This is a genomic window from Pseudomonas putida (genome assembly GCF_028682175.1).
GTDB classification, from domain to species: domain Bacteria; phylum Pseudomonadota; class Gammaproteobacteria; order Pseudomonadales; family Pseudomonadaceae; genus Aquipseudomonas; species Aquipseudomonas putida_AD.
This window is the reverse complement of sequence record NZ_JANHKS010000052.1, coordinates 20,401-37,787: the sequence shown is the minus strand read 5'-3', so window position 1 is coordinate 37,787 and position 17,387 is coordinate 20,401. Positions and strand designations below refer to the sequence as shown.

15 protein-coding genes are annotated in these 17,387 nt (G+C 62.6%); 9 read left to right on the top strand and 6 right to left on the bottom strand.

Annotated elements, in window-relative coordinates; genetic code table 11:
* Positions 1 to 108 precede the first annotated feature (108 nt).
* The 7 genes from NPS29_RS24620 to NPS29_RS24590 all read left to right on the top strand — a co-directional run bounded on the left by NPS29_RS24620 (position 109) and on the right by NPS29_RS24590 (position 9,954).
* On the top strand, positions 109 to 777 hold the full coding sequence (locus NPS29_RS24620; RefSeq protein ID WP_274135787.1) for an ABC transporter ATP-binding protein: 669 nt from the start codon (positions 109 to 111) through the stop codon (positions 775 to 777).
* The gene (locus NPS29_RS24615) at positions 777 to 3,257 is read left to right on the top strand and encodes an FtsX-like permease family protein (protein ID WP_274135785.1); all 2,481 of its coding nucleotides are present in this window, start codon (positions 777 to 779) and stop codon (positions 3,255 to 3,257) included. The genes NPS29_RS24620 and NPS29_RS24615 overlap by 1 nt, the downstream gene beginning before the upstream one ends.
* Complete coding sequence (locus NPS29_RS24610; protein WP_274135783.1) at positions 3,247 to 4,335, top strand: lipocalin-like domain-containing protein; 1,089 nt, start codon at positions 3,247 to 3,249, stop codon at positions 4,333 to 4,335. Before NPS29_RS24615 ends, NPS29_RS24610 begins: the two co-directional genes overlap by 11 nt.
* A gap of 233 nt (positions 4,336 to 4,568) precedes the next feature.
* A complete protein-coding gene (locus NPS29_RS24605; protein ID WP_274135782.1) occupies positions 4,569 to 6,341 on the top strand; it encodes an N-acetylglutaminylglutamine amidotransferase in 1,773 nt (590 codons plus the stop codon).
* 3 nt (positions 6,342 to 6,344) lie between these two features.
* Positions 6,345 to 8,093 (top strand): N-acetylglutaminylglutamine synthetase, encoded by a 1,749-nt coding sequence (gene ngg / locus NPS29_RS24600; RefSeq protein ID WP_274135781.1) that lies wholly within the window; start codon positions 6,345 to 6,347, stop codon positions 8,091 to 8,093.
* A gap of 134 nt (positions 8,094 to 8,227) precedes the next feature.
* Complete coding sequence (locus tag NPS29_RS24595; protein WP_274135780.1) at positions 8,228 to 9,415, top strand: osmoprotectant NAGGN system M42 family peptidase; 1,188 nt, start codon at positions 8,228 to 8,230, stop codon at positions 9,413 to 9,415.
* 308 nt (positions 9,416 to 9,723) lie between these two features.
* A complete protein-coding gene (locus NPS29_RS24590) occupies positions 9,724 to 9,954 on the top strand; it encodes a YheU family protein (protein ID WP_081566003.1) in 231 nt (76 codons plus the stop codon).
* 30 nt (positions 9,955 to 9,984) lie between these two features.
* Here NPS29_RS24590 and csrA read toward each other — a convergent pair whose 3' ends face one another.
* The 3 genes from csrA to NPS29_RS24575 form a co-directional block, all read right to left on the bottom strand.
* Positions 9,985 to 10,182, bottom strand: coding sequence for a carbon storage regulator CsrA (csrA, locus tag NPS29_RS24585; protein ID WP_274135779.1), 198 nt, complete (start codon positions 10,180 to 10,182; stop codon positions 9,985 to 9,987).
* A 213-nt stretch (positions 10,183 to 10,395) separates the two neighbouring features.
* On the bottom strand, positions 10,396 to 10,728 hold the full coding sequence (locus tag NPS29_RS24580; protein ID WP_274135777.1) for a YnfA family protein: 333 nt from the start codon (positions 10,726 to 10,728) through the stop codon (positions 10,396 to 10,398).
* A gap of 76 nt (positions 10,729 to 10,804) precedes the next feature.
* Positions 10,805 to 11,611: an SDR family oxidoreductase gene (locus NPS29_RS24575; RefSeq protein WP_274135776.1), complete on the bottom strand. Its 807-nt coding sequence runs from the start codon at positions 11,609 to 11,611 to the stop codon at positions 10,805 to 10,807.
* A 226-nt stretch (positions 11,612 to 11,837) separates the two neighbouring features.
* Between NPS29_RS24575 and NPS29_RS24570 the strand changes: the two genes are divergently transcribed.
* Positions 11,838 to 11,996 (top strand): DUF3309 family protein, encoded by a 159-nt coding sequence (locus NPS29_RS24570; protein ID WP_020290439.1) that lies wholly within the window; start codon positions 11,838 to 11,840, stop codon positions 11,994 to 11,996.
* A 164-nt stretch (positions 11,997 to 12,160) separates the two neighbouring features.
* On the opposite strand, the gene NPS29_RS24565 is transcribed toward NPS29_RS24570, so the two are convergent.
* From NPS29_RS24565 to NPS29_RS24555, 3 genes are all read right to left on the bottom strand, one after another.
* Positions 12,161 to 13,819 carry a cation acetate symporter gene (locus tag NPS29_RS24565; RefSeq protein WP_274135775.1) on the bottom strand — a complete coding sequence of 553 codons (1,659 nt, stop codon included), beginning with the start codon at positions 13,817 to 13,819 and terminating at the stop codon, positions 12,161 to 12,163.
* On the bottom strand, positions 13,816 to 14,127 hold the full coding sequence (locus tag NPS29_RS24560; RefSeq protein ID WP_274135774.1) for a DUF485 domain-containing protein: 312 nt from the start codon (positions 14,125 to 14,127) through the stop codon (positions 13,816 to 13,818). The genes NPS29_RS24565 and NPS29_RS24560 overlap by 4 nt, the downstream gene beginning before the upstream one ends.
* A 344-nt stretch (positions 14,128 to 14,471) precedes the next feature.
* Complete coding sequence (locus tag NPS29_RS24555) at positions 14,472 to 15,329, bottom strand: glycine betaine ABC transporter substrate-binding protein (protein ID WP_274135773.1); 858 nt, start codon at positions 15,327 to 15,329, stop codon at positions 14,472 to 14,474.
* Between the two features lie 397 nt (positions 15,330 to 15,726).
* Between NPS29_RS24555 and NPS29_RS24550 the strand changes: the two genes are divergently transcribed.
* On the top strand, positions 15,727 to 17,286 hold the full coding sequence (locus NPS29_RS24550; RefSeq protein ID WP_274135772.1) for a glycosyl hydrolase family 17 protein: 1,560 nt from the start codon (positions 15,727 to 15,729) through the stop codon (positions 17,284 to 17,286).
* Positions 17,287 to 17,387: the final 101 nt, after the last annotated feature.

The window sequence follows — 17,387 nt, the reverse complement described above, 5'->3', positions numbered from 1 at the left end:
CCGCCCCCGCCGGCAAGCCGTGCTGCTACGGGGAGGTGCATGCGCGGCAGGTGCAGAACAGAGGCCTGCCCGGTATGCTCCTCGTACCCTTCTGTCAGGTGCATGTCGATGCTGCAAGTCCAAGGCGTGTTCAAGAGCTATGCCACGGCCCAAGGCCCGCTGGCGGTGTTGCAGGGGGTGGATTTGCAATTGGGCCAGGGCGAAAGCCTGGCGCTGATGGGCGAGTCCGGCAGCGGCAAGAGCACCCTGTTGCACCTGGTGGCCGGCCTGGACCAGGTCGATCAGGGCAGCATCGACATCGCCGGCCACAGGCTCGACCAGATGAACGAGCCGCAACTGGCCAACTGGCGGCGCACGGAAATCGGCCTGGTGTTCCAGCAGTTCAACCTGATCGGCAGCCTCAAGGTCGAGGACAACCTGGCCTTTCAGGCGCGGCTCGCCGGGCGCTTCGATCCGCAGTGGCAAGCCGAGCTGACCGAGCGTCTGGGCCTGGGTGCCCTGCTCAAGCGCTACCCCGAACAACTCTCCGGCGGCCAACAGCAGCGCGTCGCCATTGGCCGCGCCCTGGCCTCGCGCCCCGGCCTGCTGCTGGCCGATGAACCCACTGGCAACCTCGACGAAAACACCAGCGATGAAGTCCTGAATCTGCTGATGGACCTGCTGGCCGACACCCCCACCAGCCTGTTAATGGTGACCCACAGCCCGCGAATCGCGGCACGCCTGCATCGCCAGACCGTACTGCATCTGGGCCGTCTGGCTGGCGAAGGCGAAGCCTGATGCCGGTATTCTTCTGGACGCTCAAGGCGCTGCTCAGCCACTGGCGGCGTCACCCTGTGCAATTCTTCAGCGTGCTCACCGGGCTGTGGCTGGCCACCAGCCTGCTGACCGGCGTGCAGGCGCTCAACAGTCAGGCCCAGGAAAGCTATTCCCGGGCCGCGCAGCTGATTGGCGGCGAGCCACAAAAGATTCTGGTGGCGCCCAACGGCGCGAACTTCTCCCAGGAGCTGTTCGTCACCCTGCGCCGCGATGGCTGGCCGGTATCCCCCGCACTGCGCGGGCGGGTCACGCTCAAGGACTTGCCCGACCAGCGCCTGACCGTGCTGGGCATCGAGCCGGTGTCGCTGCCCGTCAATACCGCGCTGGCGGGGCAATCGCTGGACACCGAGCAGATCGTCGACTTCTTCACCCCGCCGGGCAGCACCTGGATTTCCCCGCAGACCATGCAAGCGCTGGGGCTGCACGAAGGCGAGCGCCCTGTCAGCGAGAACGGGCAGATCCTGCCGCCCTTGCGGGCCCAGGCCGACATGGCGCCGGGGCTGTTGATGATGGACATCGGTTTCGCCCAGCAACTGCTCAACCAGCCGGGGCAGATTTCCCGGCTGATCCTGCCCAGGGATTTCGCCGACAGCAGCCCCGAGCTGCCCGACGGGATCAAGGGCGAACTGGTGATGCGCAAGAGCGGCGAAGACAACGACCTGGGTCGCCTCACCGAAAGCTTCCACCTGAATCTGGACGCCTTGGGCTTTCTGTCGTTCGTGGTCGGGCTGTTCATCGTGCATGCGGCGATTGGCCTAGCGCTGGAACAGCGCCGTGGCCTGCTGCGCAATCTGCGGGCTTGCGGGGTCAGTGCACGAGGGCTGATCGGCAGCCTGGTGATCGAACTGGGCGTGCTGGCCCTGCTCGGCGGCATTGCCGGGGTCATCAGCGGTTACTGGTTGGCCAGCGTGCTGCTGCCGGACGTCGCCGCCAGCCTGCGCGGGCTGTATGGCGCCGAAGTGGCCGGGCACCTCAACCTCAGCATCTGGTGGTGGCTGAGCGGGCTGGGGGTCAGCCTGCTGGGGGCGTTTCTCGCCGGTGCCAGCAGCCTGTTGCGCGCGGCGCGCCTGCCGTTGCTGGCCTTGGCCAACGCCCAGGCCTGGCAGGACACCCACGCCCGCTGGCTCAAGCGCCAGGGCTGGATTGCCGCCATCGCCGCGCTGATCGCCATTCTGGCTGCGGTATTCGGCAACAGCCTGGCGGTGGGTTTCGTCCTGATGGCCAGCCTGTTGCTGAGTGCGGCACTGGGCTTGCCGGTGTTGCTCAACGCCCTGCTCAACGTCTTGCTGGGCAAGAGCCGCTCGGTGCTGGGCCAGTGGTTTCTCGCCGACTGCCGTCAGCAACTGCCAGCCCTGAGTCTGGCGTTGATGGCGCTGCTGCTGGCGATGGCCGCCAACATCGGTGCGGGCAGCATGACCGCAGGTTTTCGCCAGACCTTCAACCACTGGCTGGAACAACGCCTGAGCGCCGAGCTGTACATCAATCCGCAGAACGCCGCACAGGCAGCACCCTTGCAGAAATGGCTGAGCGAGCAACCGCTGACTTCCGCCGTGTTGCCCAACTGGCAGGTGTCGCTGCAACTGCACGGCTGGCCTGCCGAGCTGTACGGCATCATCGATAACCCGCACTACCGGCAACACTGGCCGTTGCTGGAAGCGGCGGGCGACGATCCCTGGGGGCAACTGGCCAAGGACGACACCCTGATGCTCAGCGAACAGTTGGCCCGGCGGCTGAACGTCGGCGTCGGCGATGAGGTCACGCTGCCCGCCCCCGAGGGCGGATGGCAGCTGCGTGTGGTCGGTATCTATGCCGACTACGGCAACCCCAAGGGCCACATTCTGGTCAACTCGGACCACCTGCTCGAGCACTGGCCGAACCTGGCACCCAATCGCTTCAACCTGCGCATCGACCCTCGCGCCATCCCGCAATTGCTGCGGGTGCTGCACAACAAATTCACCATCGACGACAACCGCATCGTCGACCAGATCCAGCTCAAGGCCTGGTCGCGGCAGGTGTTCGAACGCACCTTCGCCGCCACTGCCGCCCTCAACAGCCTGACGCTGATGGTGGCCGGTGTGGCGCTGTTCATCAGCCTGCTGACCCAGAGCCAGAGCCGTCTGGGACAACTGGCGCCACTGTGGGCGCTGGGCGTGACGCGCCGGCAACTGATGCTGCTCAACCTGGCGCAAACCTGGCTGCTGGCGGTTCTGACCCTGGTGCTGGCGATTCCATTGGGGCTGTTGCTGGCGTGGTGCCTGGATGCAGTGATCAACGTGCAGGCCTTCGGCTGGCGCCTGCCGTGGCAGATCTTCCCCATGCAGCTGCTGCGCCTGATGCTGCTGGCGATGCTTGCCATCCTGCTGGCGTCGGCCTGGCCGCTGTATCGCCTGTACCGCACCCGCCCTGCCGATTTGTTGAGGACCTTCGCCAATGAAACCTAAGGCGATTGCCCTGCTGATGGTGGTGCTGCTGTTGAGCGGCTGCGATGACAAGCCCGAAGAAGAGAAAGGCTTCGCTGGCCTCGCCGACGATGCCGCCAGCTACGCGCAGGTGACGCCGGACAAGCGCTGGTCGTTCCCGGAGGATCACGGCCCGCACAACGATTTTCGCATCGAGTGGTGGTACATCACCGCCAACCTGACAAACGCCGACGGCGAGTCATTCGGTGTGCAGTGGACGCTGTTCCGCAACGCCCTGCCCCGCTCGGCCAGCGTTGAAAACAGCGACCAGGGCTGGAGCAATCGCAACCTGTGGATGGGCCACGCAGCAGTGACCTCCAGCGACGAGCACTACGCCGCCGAAGCCTATGCGAGAGGCGGCGTCGGTCAGGCGGGCGTGACCTCTGCGCCGTTTTCGGCGTGGATCGACAACTGGACGCTGAGCAGTCAATCGACTTCCGACGATCCACTGGCGAGCATGCAATTGACCGCGCAGGATCCGAAGTTCGCCTACAACCTGCACCTCACCGCCAGCAAGCCGCTGGTGCTGCAAGGCAAGCAGGGCTTCAGCCAGAAGTCCGAGCAGGGCCAGGCGTCGTATTACTACAGCCAGCCATTCTTTCAGGCCGAGGGCAGCATCGAGATCGACGGCAAGGCTTATCAAGTGTCAGGCCCGGCATGGCTGGACCGGGAATGGAGCAGCCAGCCGCTGACCGAAAACCAGACCGGCTGGGACTGGTTCTCCCTGCACTTGAATGACGGCTCGGAGGTGATGCTCTACCGCATGCGGCAAAAAGAAGGCGCGCCGTACCTGACCGGCACCTGGATCGGTGCCGATGGCAGCACGCAGTTGCTCAAGGCGGGCGACATAGAACTTGAGCCCCAGGACACCACCGACGTCGATGGCCGCGACATGCCCACACAATGGTCGGTGAAGATCCCGGCCAAAGGCCTGGACATCTCGGTCGAGGCGCTCAACACACAGGCGTGGATGAATTTGCAGATTCCCTACTGGGAAGGCCCGGTGACCGTCAGCGGCAGCCAGAAAGGCGTGGGGTATCTGGAAATGACCGGGTATTGAGCGCTCTCGACCACGCCGCATACCCCGTAGCAGCACGGCTTGCCGGCGGGAGCGGCCTCAAGATCGCCCCCGCCGGCAAGCCGTGCTGCTACGGGATCGCGTACCTGCCGGAATGGTGTAAACCCTCGTCCTTATAACCGATCGTTCTAAAACTCTCACAATCCTCACCGGTCAGTCTTAGGGTAGCCGGACTTCCCCGGCCACGTTCCCCAACGGAAAACCGGTAAGGACTTATGTGCGGATTAGCTGGAGAGTTACGTTTCGACAACCAACCTGCGGACCTCGCCGCAGTAGAACGCATCACCCATCACCTGGCGCCTCGCGGGCCGGATGCGTGGGGCTTTCATAGCCAGGGGCCGATTGCCCTGGGCCATCGCCGCCTGAAAATCATGGACCTGTCCGACGGCTCGGCGCAGCCGATGATCGACAGCCATCTGGGCCTGTCCCTGGCCTTCAACGGCGCGATCTACAACTTTCCCGAACTGCGTGCCGAACTGGAAAGCCTGGGCTATCAATTCCATTCCGGTGGCGATACCGAAGTGCTGCTCAAGGGTTATCACGCCTGGGGCGCCGACATCCTGCCCAAGCTCAACGGCATGTTTGCCTTTGCCATCTGGGAGCGCGACAACAACAGCCTGTTCATCGCCCGCGACCGCCTGGGCGTCAAACCCCTGTACCTGTCGCTCACCGACAAGCGCCTGCGTTTCGCTTCGGCCCTGCCTGCCTTGCTCAAAGGCGGCGACATCAGTCCGATGCTCGATCCGGTGGCGTTGAACCACTACCTGAACTTCCATGCCGTGGTCCCTGCCCCGCGCACCTTGCTGGCCGGCGTCGAAAAAATTCCGCCCGCCACCTGGATGCGTGTGAGTGCCGGGGGCAAGGTCGAGCAGAAAACCTGGTGGACCCTGCCCTACGGCCCTCACACCGATGAAGCCAACCTGACCCTGGAAGACTGGCGCGACCGTGTGCTCGACAGCACCCGTGAAGCGGTGGCGATTCGCCAACGGGCGGCGGTGGATGTGGGCGTGCTGCTGTCCGGCGGCGTCGATTCGAGCATGCTCGTCGGCCTCTTGCGTGAAGTCGGCGTGAAAGACCTGTCGACCTTTTCCATCGGCTTCCAGGATGCGGGCGGCGAACGCGGCGACGAGTTCCAGTATTCGGACCTGATCGCCAAACATTACGGCACCCATCACCATCAGTTGCGCATCAAGGAAAGCGAGATCATCGAGCAGTTGCCTGCGGCGTTCCGCGCCATGAGTGAGCCGATGGTCAGCCACGACTGCATCGCCTTCTACCTGTTGTCCCGCGAAGTCGCCAAGCACTGCAAGGTGGTGCAGAGCGGCCAGGGTGCGGACGAGCTGTTCGCCGGTTACCACTGGTACCCGCAGGTGGACGGCGCGAACGACCCGTACGCGGCCTATCGCGACGCCTTCTTCGACCGCAGCTACGACGAATACGCGAAGACCGTCGCGCCGCAATGGCTGACCGCCAATGACGCGGCCGGTGATTTTGTCCGCGAACACTTCGCCATGCCCGGCGCCGATGCAGGCGTGGACAAGGCCCTGCGTCTGGACAGCACGGTGATGTTGGTGGACGACCCGGTCAAGCGCGTCGACAACATGACCATGGCCTGGGGCCTGGAAGCGCGCACGCCGTTTCTGGACTATCGCCTGGTCGAACTGTCGGCCCGAGTTCCGGCACGTTTCAAGCTGCCTGACGGCGGCAAGCAGGTGCTCAAGGAAGCGGCGCGCCTGGTCATCCCGTCCGAGGTCATCGACCGCAAGAAAGGCTATTTCCCGGTGCCGGGTCTCAAGCACCTTGAGGGCGATACGCTGAACTGGGTGCGTGACCTGCTGCTGGACCCCAGCCAGGATCGCGGCCTGTTCAACCCGACCATGCTCGACACCCTGCTGACCAACCCCGACGGTCAATTGACCCCATTGCGCGGCTCTAAGCTGTGGCAACTCGCGGCCCTGAACCTGTGGCTCAGTGAACAAGGACTGTGATTGATGAAAGCCAATGCTTCGAGCTTCAACCAGCGCTTGCTGCGCGGGCAGGCGCCGTCTTATGAGCGCCTGCAGGCGCGCTTTGCCGAAGACGGCAGCACGCCGGACGCCGAGCCCCTGGCCCTGCACTGCGGCTGGGGCCGGCTGCTGATCGGCCACACCTACTCCGACCCTGCGACCCTGGCCAACGAGCTCCTCAACGAGAAGCCCGGCGAGCGAGACATCGCGCTGTACGTGGCAATGCCGCAACAGGTGCTGGCGCAATCGCCGCAGCAGCTGTTCCTCGACCCGTCCGACACCCTGCGCCTGTGGTTCAGCGACTATCGTCCGTCGCAGCGAGTGTTTCGCGGCTTTCGGATTCGCCGCGCCCAGAGCCAGGAAGACTGGACCGCCATCAACAACCTGTACATCGCCCGGGGCATGCTGCCCATCGACCCGACCCTGCTGACTCCGCGCCATCAGGGTGGCCCGGTGTACTGGATCGCCGAGGACGAAACCAGTAACGCGGTGATCGGCAGCGTCATGGGCCTCAATCACCAGAAGGCCTTCAACGATCCGGAAAACGGCAGCAGCCTCTGGTGCCTGGCGGTCGATCCGCAATGCACCCGCCCCGGCGTGGGCGAAGTGCTGGTGCGGCACCTGATCGAGCATTTCCAGAGCCGCGGCCTTGCGTATCTCGACCTCTCGGTGCTGCACGACAACCAGCAGGCCAAGAACCTCTACAGCAAGCTGGGCTTTCGCAACCTGCCGACCTTCGCCATCAAGCGCAAGAACGGCATCAACGAAAAGCTGTTTCTCGGCCCGGGCCCGCAGGCGGACTTCAATCCCTATGCGCGGATCATCGTCGAGGAGGCCCATCGTCGCGGCATCGATGTGCAGGTGGACGACGCAGAAGCCGGCCTGTTCACCCTGATCCATGGAGGGCGACGCATTCGTTGCCGCGAGTCGCTGAGCGACCTGACCACCGCCGTGAGCATGACCCTGTGCCAGGACAAGCGCCTGACCCACAAGGCCCTCAAAGCCGCCGGCTTGCAACTGCCGGTGCAGCAACTGGCGGGCAATGCCGACGACAACCTGGGCTTCCTCGACGAGCACGAACGCATCGTGGTCAAGCCGGTGGACGGCGAGCAGGGCCAAGGCGTGGCGGTGGACCTGCGCACCATTGAAGACGTGCAAGACGCCGTCGAGCGTGCGCGGCAGTTCGATTCACGGGTGTTGCTGGAAAGCTTTCATGAAGGGCTGGATTTGCGCATCGTCGTCATCGGCTTTGACGTGGTGGCCGCTGCCATTCGCCGCCCTGCCGAAATCATGGGCGACGGGCGCCACACCATCGGTCAGTTGATCGAAGCCCAGAGCCGCCGCCGTGCCGCCGCCACCGGTGGCGAAAGCAAGATCCCGCTGGACGAGGAAACCCGTCGCACCGTGGAGGACGCAGGCTTCACCTTCGACAGCGTGCTGCCCGCCGACCAGCGCCTGGCGGTGCGGCGCACGGCCAACCTGCACACCGGTGGCTGCCTGGAAGACGTCACGGCGATCCTTCACCCGGTGTTGAAAGACGCCGCCATCCGCGCCGCCCGAGCGCTGGACATCCCGGTGGTGGGCCTGGACCTGATGGTCCCGGCCGCAGACCAGCCGGAATACGTGTTCATCGAAGCCAACGAACGCTGCGGCCTGGCCAACCACGAGCCACAGCCGACAGCCGAGCGCTTCGTCGATCTGTTGTTTCCCCATAGCCTGCCTGTGCACGGCTAGACGCAAATCCCTGTAGGAGTGAGCTTGCTCGCGATCGCGATCTATCAGTCACGAATTCGTAGCTGACACACCGCTATCGCGAGCAAGCTCACTCCTACAGAGGGTGATGTGTACCGCTTAATTGAGGAGCTCCCATGACCACTGCAAAGAAAATCCTCGAACCGGATCTGAATTACCTGCAGAAAGTCCTGCTGGAAATGCTCGCGATTCCAAGCCCGACCGGCTTTACCGACACCATCGTGCGCTACGTCGCCGAGCGTCTGGATGAGTTGGGCATTCCCTTCGAACTCACCCGTCGCGGCACCATCCGCGCCACGCTCAAGGGCAAGCAGAACAGCCCCGACCGCGCCGTTTCCGCGCACCTGGACACCATTGGCGCCATCGTGCGCGAGGTCAAGGACAACGGCCGCCTGGGCCTGGCGGCGGTGGGCTGCTGGTCCAGCCGGTTTGCCGAGGGCAGCCGGGTCAGCGTGTTCACCGACACCGGCGTGATCCGTGGCAGCGTGCTGCCGCTGATGGCCTCGGGGCATGCGTTCAACACCGCCGTCGATACCATGCCCATCAGTTGGGACCACATCGAGCTGCGCCTTGATGCCTACGCCTCAACCAGGGCCGACTGTGAGTCGCTGGGGATCAACGTCGGCGATTTCGTCGCCTTCGATCCGCTGCCCGAGTTCACCGAAAGCGGCCATATCAGTGCCCGCCATCTGGACGATAAAGCCGGCGTCGCCGCCCTGCTCGCGGCGCTCAAGGCCATTGTCGACAGCGGCGCCGAACCCCTGATCGACTGCCACCCGCTGTTCACTATCACCGAGGAGACCGGCAGCGGCGCGGCGGGCAGCCTGCCATGGGACGTCAGCGAGTTCGTTGGCATCGACATCGCGCCCGTCGCCCCGGGCCAGCACTCCAGCGAGCACGCCGTGAGCGTGGCGATGCAGGATTCCGGCGGGCCTTACGACTATCACCTGTCCCGGCACCTGCTGCGCCTGGGCCAGGAAAAAGACCTGTCAGTACGCCGCGACCTGTTCCGCTATTACTACAGCGACGCCCACTCGGCGATCACCGCAGGCTACGACACCCGCACCGCGCTGCTGGCGTTCGGCTGCGACGCGACCCACGGCTACGAGCGCACCCATATCGACAGCCTCAACACCCTGAGCCGCCTGCTCGCGGCCTACATGATGAGCCCGCCGGTGTTCGCCAGTGACGCCAAACCTGCCAATGCATCCCTGGAGAACTTCAGCCATCAACTGGAGCATGACGCACAGATGGAGTCCGATACACGGGTGCCAGCGGTGGATACGCTGGTAGGCCAGCGCTAGAGGCGCAAGCCCTGCTGCGGGATCTGGGATAACTACGATGGTCGGCCAATGAGGATCTGTGGGAGCGGGCTTGCCCGCGAAGGCGGCGGGTCAGCCCCCCTCGATGCGTCAGGTCTGACGCATTCGCGGGCAAGCCCGCTCCCACAGAGTGATCCCGGCGCATCGGCTGTAGGTGCTTATGAAGTTAAGCTTGAGCACAACAGAGTGTTCACGGGATTTGTGCGAATCATCGGCCGGGCCTGTAGCCGCCATCCGTTAAGCACGCTAGCATCCCCGCCATCTGCCTTTTGCCATCCCAGAGAACTGCCATGCTGATCCCCCACGACCAACTCGAAGCCGACACCCTGACGCGTCTGATCGAGGATTTCGTGACCCGCGACGGCACTGACAATGGCGACGACACACCGCTTGAGACCCGCGTCCTGCGGGTCCGGCATGCGTTGAGTAAAGGTCAGGCGGTGATCTTTTTCGATCTGGACAGCCAGCAATGCCAGTTGATGCTCAAGCACGAAGTGCCCAAAGAGTATTTCGACGAATGAAAAAGTGCCGCAAGGCGTGAGGACTCGGGTCTAGACGCCCGTCGACTGGTTTGCCATCAGCGCAAGCCGTGCCGCGATCCGTTTATAGACCTCGGCGCGGTGAATCTTCACGTGTTGCGGGGCGTCGATCCCCAGGCGCACCTGATTGCCGGTGATGCCCAGAATCTGCACCGTGATGTCATCACCGATGGAGAAGGTTTCTCCTATTTCTCTCGTCAGTACCAGCATTTTTCCTACTCCCTTGGATGTAACCGAGGGAGCAGGTTGACGCGCCCGCCCTGGCGCTTCAATGCGCCGCGATCAAATCAGTCATGCCCTTCAACACCGCAAGGCGCTGGCTGACAGACACGTCCTACAAAGCGGCCAAAAGCGTCACAACCTTGCCGAAAGGTCCGCATCCAGAATCAGGATTTTTCCCGGGGCAATCTCAGGCCGGGACGATCAAGACACCGACCAGCGCGGGCCCAGCAAAATGATCGTCGCGCCAATGACGCACAACGCCACGCCGATCCAGTCAGAGGTCAGTGGCCGCACGCGCTCGATCACCGCCAGCCAGCCAATCGAGGCAATGATGTAGATCCCGCCATATGCGGCATAGGCACGCCCTGCGTAGGCCGCTTCGATGCGCGTCAGCAGCAGGGCGAACAGGGTCAGGCTGAGTAACGCGGGAATGATCCACAGCACGCTCTTGCCCTGGCGCAGCCACATCCAGAAGCCATAGCAGCCGGCGATTTCGAACAGGGCGGCGAGGAAGAACCAGAGGTAGTTGAGCACGAGGGTTGCCTTCAAGGGTGTGCGAAAAGATGCGCGCCACCCTATCAGAAAATGCAGCCCGGATCGTGCGAGACGGTCAGCCCCGCGCCTTGGCCCGCATCCGCTCGGCCATGTGGGTCATCTCGTCGTAAATGGCCTGCGGGTTCTGTTGCTTGACCTGCCAGGCCATGCGCCCCTGCTCGTGGGGCAGGATCATGAATTCGCCCTTGTGCACCTGTTCATGGATGTACTCGGCGATGTCGGCGGCGCTGATCGGCGAGCTTTCCAGCAGCTTGCCGACCTGGGCTTTCATGGCGGGCGTCGGGCCGCGGAAGGAGTCCAGCAGGTTGGTCTGGAAGAACGACGGGCACACCACATGCACACCGATTTCCTGCTGGCGCAGCTCCACCAGCAGGCTTTCGGACAGCGCCACCACGCCGGCCTTGGCCACGTTGTAGTTACTCATCGCCGGGCCCTGCATCAGGGCGGCCATGGACGCGATATTGATGATGGTGCCCTTGCTCTGTTCCAGAAGCGGCAGGAAGGCCTTGCAGCCTTTGACCACGCCCATGAGGTTGATCGCGATCTGCCAGTCCCAGTCTTCCAGCGACAGCTCGTCGAAGAAGCCGCCGGACGCCACGCCCGCGTTGTTGACGATGACGTCGATGCCCCCCAGCTTCTGCTCGCAGGCCTGTGCGAAGGCAGTGAGCTGGCTGTAGTCCCGAACATCGCAGCGCTGAACGAAACCGTCGCCACCGGCTGCGCGAACCAGCTTCAGGGTTTCCTGAAGGCCGGCGTCGTTGACGTCGGACAGCGCCAGTTGCCAGCCATCGCGGGCCCAGCGCAGTGCGATTTCCCGTCCCAGGCCCGATCCTGCGCCAGTGATCATGATGCGATTTTGCATAGCCAGTGCCTTGTCGTTTCCCGAGGAAGTGACCTCAGTGTAAACAGCGGCATTGTCAGACAATGCCTTCATTAGCTCGCTGAATATGCCGGGCAAACCGCTACGTCAGATTCGTCGAACCTTTTGCCTATCCCACAGGTCGGAATCTGCAAGCGGTTCGCCTTTTTGCCCGCCGGGCAACGACCCGAATGAAACACCACTTCACAAAAACGAAAAGGAACTCATCATGGGCATAGGCACGATCCTGATCATCATTCTGATCCTCCTGCTGGTCGGGGGGCTTCCCGTGTTCCCGCACTCCAGAAGCTGGGGTTACGGGCCATCGGGCATCATCGGTACGATTCTGGTCATCCTGCTGATATTGGTCCTGCTCGGCAGGATATGACACGGGTTGATATCCCGTAGCAGCACGGCTTGCCGGCGGGGGCGTACTTGAGGCCGCTCCCGCCGGCAAGCCGTGCTGCTACGTGACCAGGCGCTACAAAACAAAAACGCCCCGAATCATCGGGGCGTTTTTTTTTAGCGGGTTGACTCAAACATCAGTGCGAATCAGTGCGACACCGCACCGCTGGCACCCAGGCCGGTCTGCGAACGCACGAACTGTGGATAGAACAGTTCACGCTCGCCTTCGGCAGCCTTGGACTTGTCGGTCACCGAGAAGAACCAGATGCCCACGAACGCGATGATGATCGAGAAGAACGCCGGGTACTCGTACGGGAAGATCGCCTTCTCGTGGTGCAGGATCTGCACCCAGATGGTCGGGCCGAGAATCATCAGCACGACCGCGCTGATCAGGCCCATCCAGCCGCCGATCATGGCGCCACGGGTGGTCAGGTTTTTCCAGTACATCGAGAGCAGCAGCACAGGGAAGTTGCAGCTGGCCGCGATGGAGAACGCCAGGCCGACCATGAACGCGATGTTCTGGCTTTCGAAGGCAATACCCAGCAGGATCGCCACGATGGCCAGCGCAACAGTCGTGTATTTCGAGACGCGGATTTCATCCTTCTCGTTGGCCTTGCCCGCCTTGATCACGCTGGCATACAGGTCATGGGACACCGCCGAGGCGCCAGCCAGGGTCAGGCCGGCAACCACTGCCAGGATGGTCGCGAACGCCACCGCCGAGATGAAGCCCAGGAACAGGCTGCCGCCCACGGCATCGGCCAGGTGCACCGCCGCCATGTTGTTGCCGCCGATCAGCGCGCCTGCTGCATCCTTGAACGCCGGGTTGGTGCTGACCAGAAGGATCGCGCCGAAACCGATGATGAAGGTCAGGATGTAGAAGTAGCCGATGAAGCCGGTCGCGTACAGAACCGATTTACGGGCTTCCTTGGCATCGCTCACGGTGAAGAAGCGCATCAGGATGTGTGGCAGGCCAGCGGTACCGAACATCAGTGCCAGACCCAGCGAGAACGCGGAGATCGGATCTTTGACCAGACCGCCCGGGCTCATGATCGCCTCGCCTTTGGGGTGAACCTTGGTGGCTTCGGAGAACAGCACGTTGAAGTCGAAGTTGACGTGCTTCATCACCATCAGCGCCATGAACGATGCGCCGGACAGCAACAGCACCGCCTTGATGATCTGCACCCAGGTGGTGGCCAGCATGCCGCCGAACAGCACGTACAGGCACATCAGGATACCGACCAGCACCACCGCCACGCTGTAGTCCAGGCCGAACAGCAGCTGGATCAGCTTGCCCGCGCCGACCATCTGCGCGATCAGGTAGAACGCCACGACCACCAGCGAACCGCAGGCGGACAGGGTACGGATTTCCTTCTGCTTGAGGCGGTAGGACGCCACGTCAGCGAAGGTGTATTTGCCAAGGTTGCGCAGGCGTTCGGCGATCAGGAACAGAATGATCGGCCAGCCGACCAGAAAGCCGATCGAGTAGATCAGGCCGTCGTAGCCGGACGCGTACACCAGTGCGGAAATACCCAGGAAGGACGCCGCCGACATGTAGTCCCCGGCGATTGCCAGACCGTTCTGGAAACCGGTGATCTTGCCGCCCGCCGAGTAATAATCAGCTGCCGTTTTGTTCTTTTTCGCCGCCCAGTACGTAATGCAGAGGGTGAAGGCTACAAAGGCCACGAACATGATGATCGCAGCGATGTTCAGGGGTTGCTTCTGCACGGCGCCGGTCAGGGCGTCCGCCGCCATGAGTGTCGGTGCGAAAGCGGCAAGGCCCAGAGCTGCTAACAGGCGCCGGCTCATTGTTGTGCCTCCTTCAGGATCGCGTTGTTCAGCTCATCGAACTCGCCGTTTGCGCGGCGCACGTAGATGGCTGTCAGCACGAACGCAGAGACGATCAACCCGACTCCGATCGGCATTCCCCAGGTGATGGATGATGTGGCGCTGAGTTTGGCGCCCAGAATCTGAGGCCCATACGCAATCAGAAGGATGAATGCGGCATAGAGCCCAAGCATGATCGCCGAGAGAATCCAGGCGAATCGTTCCCTTTTCGAGACCAGCTCCTTGAAACGCGGGCTGTTCTGAATCGAGAGGTAAATGCTGTCGTTCATTGTTTTTGTCCTCGCAGCACAGATGGATGTCACGTATTCAACTTTAGCCCGCTCTGGGCCGTACTCCAGACGACCTTAGTATTAGAACGACATTAGTTGTTACATCCGTGCGCGCAAACTTGCTCGTCGCAGGAAAAAGAAGAGGCAACTTTGGCGGGTGTAGCGTTAGACCGTAGCAGCACGGCTTGCCGGCGGGAGCGGTGGGTCATTGAAAAATGCATGGCCTGACACGACGCCCCCGCCGGCAAGCCGTGCTGCTACGGGGGTTGTGGCACGGCAATAAAAAACCGCCCGGCGAAGGCTCGCCGGGCGGTTTCGATGAACATGAATCTTTTATGCCAGAATTACTTGCCAGTCCATTCCTTGACGCGCTCAGGGTGCTTGGCCACCCAGTCCTTCGCCGCCTGCTCAGGCTTGGCGCCGTCCTGGATCGCCAGCATGACTTCGCCGATCTCGTCCTTGCTCGACCACTGGAATTTCTTCAGGAAGTCGGCAACGTCCGGGGCTTTCTTGGCCAGGTCCAGGCTGCCAATGTTGTCCACGGTTTCAGCCGCGCCGTACACGCCCTTCGGATCTTCCAGGAACTTGAGTTTCCACTTGGCGAACATCCAGTGCGGCACCCAGCCGGTCACTGCGATGGACTCTTTCTTGTTCTCGGCACGGGTCAGTTCGGCAATCATGCCGGCACCGGAACTGGCCTGCAGCTTGTAGCCATCGAGGCCGTAGTCCTTGATCGCCTGGTCGGTCTTGATCATCACGCCTGAACCTGCGTCGATGCCGACGATTTTCTTCTTGAAGGACTCGTCGGTCTTCAGGTCGGCGACCGAGTTGGCTTTCACGTACTCAGGCACGATCAGGCCGATCTTGGCGTCCTTGAAGTTGGGGCCGTAGTCGGTGACCTTGTCCTTGTTCTTGGCCCAGTACTCGCCATGGGTCACTGGCAGCCAGGCCGACAGCATCATGTCCAGTTTACCGGTAGCAACGCCCTGCCACATGATCCCGGCAGCGACTGCCTGCAGTTTCACGGGATAGCCAAATTTCTGCTGAATCACTTCGGCGGCCACGTTGGTGGTCGCAACACTGTCGGACCAGCCATCCACGTAGCCGATGCTCAGCTCAGGTTTGGTGTCGGCAAGGGCCAGCGTGGAACTGATGGCAAGTGCCAGAGCGGCACCGGCACCCAGGATTTTTCGCATCTTCATCTGTACTTCCCCGGTAGTCTGAACCCGACGGTCGTCGGATTTCGTTAACGTTTTTTTTGGCCTTCGACGCTCGCCCACATTTGGCGCATCGCCCGGCCTTCACGCTTTAACCACTTGCCTGCGCAGCCGCACTCGCTGCGTTGACGAAACGATCATCAACCCCCACCAACCTTGTGCCTTTCCTCTTAGCGACACTCAGGCAACGGGAAACGACATCACTGGGCCATCAACGACAAACAGGTCGTAAAAGCAGTCGCAGTCCGTCCGAAAATTGCATGAAAAAAGACAGCGCCAAGCTGCAAGCCTCAAGCGGCAAGAAAAAGCGGCGCCGTACGCTCTCTTGCGGCTTGGAGCTCAAAGCTTGAAGCTAGGGGCTTGCCCCTCTTTTGGCCCGATCATGCCCGCCACTTCCCGCTCGCCTGTCGTCCTTTACATTTGCTCCTGTCTGATTGCTCTGTTTGCCCTGTGCGGTTACTGGTACGGCCTGGGGAAACCTGTGGTTTTGCCTGACGCCGCGACACCCACGCACAAGCTGCAATGCGCCTCCTACACGCCGTTCGACAAGGATCAGTCTCCGTTCGACCAGCCCTTCAAGCCGCGCCCCGCACGCATGGATGCGGACCTTGCCTTGCTGGCGACGCGCTTTGAATGCATCCGCACCTATTCGATGACGGGCCTGGAGGCGATCCCGGAGCTTGCGCGCAAGCACGGGCTGAAGGTGATGCTAGGCGCCTGGGTCAGCGCCAGTGCAGCGGACACTGACAAGGAGATCAAGGCGCTGATCAAGGAGGCCAACGCCTACCCCGATGTTGTCACCGCTGTGATCGTCGGTAACGAAACCCTGTTACGCAAGGAAGTGACCGGCGCGCAACTGGCGAAGCTGATCGGCCGGGTCAAGGCCCAGGTCAGACAACCGGTGACCTACGCCGATGTCTGGGAGTACTGGCTGCAATACCCGGACATCGCGCCCGCCGTGGATTTCCTGACCATCCACCTGCTGCCCTACTGGGAAGACGACCCCAGGGGCATCGACGATGCGTTGGCTCACGTGGCGCAGATCCGTCAGACCTTCGGCGAGAAGTTCGCCCCCAAAGACATCCTGATCGGTGAAACCGGCTGGCCCAGCGAAGGCCGGCAGCGGGAAACCGCGCTGCCGAGCCGGGTCAATGAGGCGAGGTTCATTCGCAGTTTTGTCGCCATGGCCGAGCACAACGGCTGGCACTACAACCTGATCGAAGCCTTCGACCAGCCGTGGAAACGCGGGGCTGAAGGTGCGGTCGGGGGTTACTGGGGACTGTTCGATGCTGATCGCCAGGAGAAAGGCGTATTGGCCGGCCCCGTGTCGAACCTGCCACTGTGGCCGGTATGGCTGGCCGTCAGCGGGGGGATTGCCCTGATCGCGCTGGCGCTGGCCGGACGGGTGACCCAGCCGCGCCAGGCGCTGATCCTGCCATTGCTGGCGGTGTTCGGCGGCTGTTGCATCGGTACTTGGGGCGAACTGGCGCGGGTCACCAGCCGTTTTACCGGGGAGTACCTGTGGGCGCTGGCACTGGTGGCGTTGAATCTGCTGGTGCTGGCCCACGCCGCCTTGACCCTGTCGGCCAGAACCGGCTGGCGCGGGCGGGCATTCAATTGGCTGGATGCCAGGGCTTTCTGGTGGCTGGGCGCGGCAGGGTTCGGGGCGGCAGGAATGATGCTGGCGATGGTGTTCGATCCTCGTTACCGCAGTTTTCCCACGGCAACGCTCTGGCTGCCCGCCCTCTTCTATTTGTTCAGGCCCGTGAGGGTGTCGCCGCGTGAGACGGCGCTGCTGGCGTTTATCGTCGGCGCGGGGATCGTCCCGCAACTGCTGCGTGAGGGCTGGAGCAATCCGCAGGCGCTGGGATGGGCCCTGGCCTGCGCCTTGATGACCCTGGCGCTGTGGCGCAGCGTGCGGAACACATTGTGTTACCGCTGAGGGGATTACTGAACAGAATCCGGGTAACACGGAAACAGAATAGCTGACGCCGGAGCAGCCGACAAACCAGAGAAATCAGCAACCCATTGATTTTAAAGGCT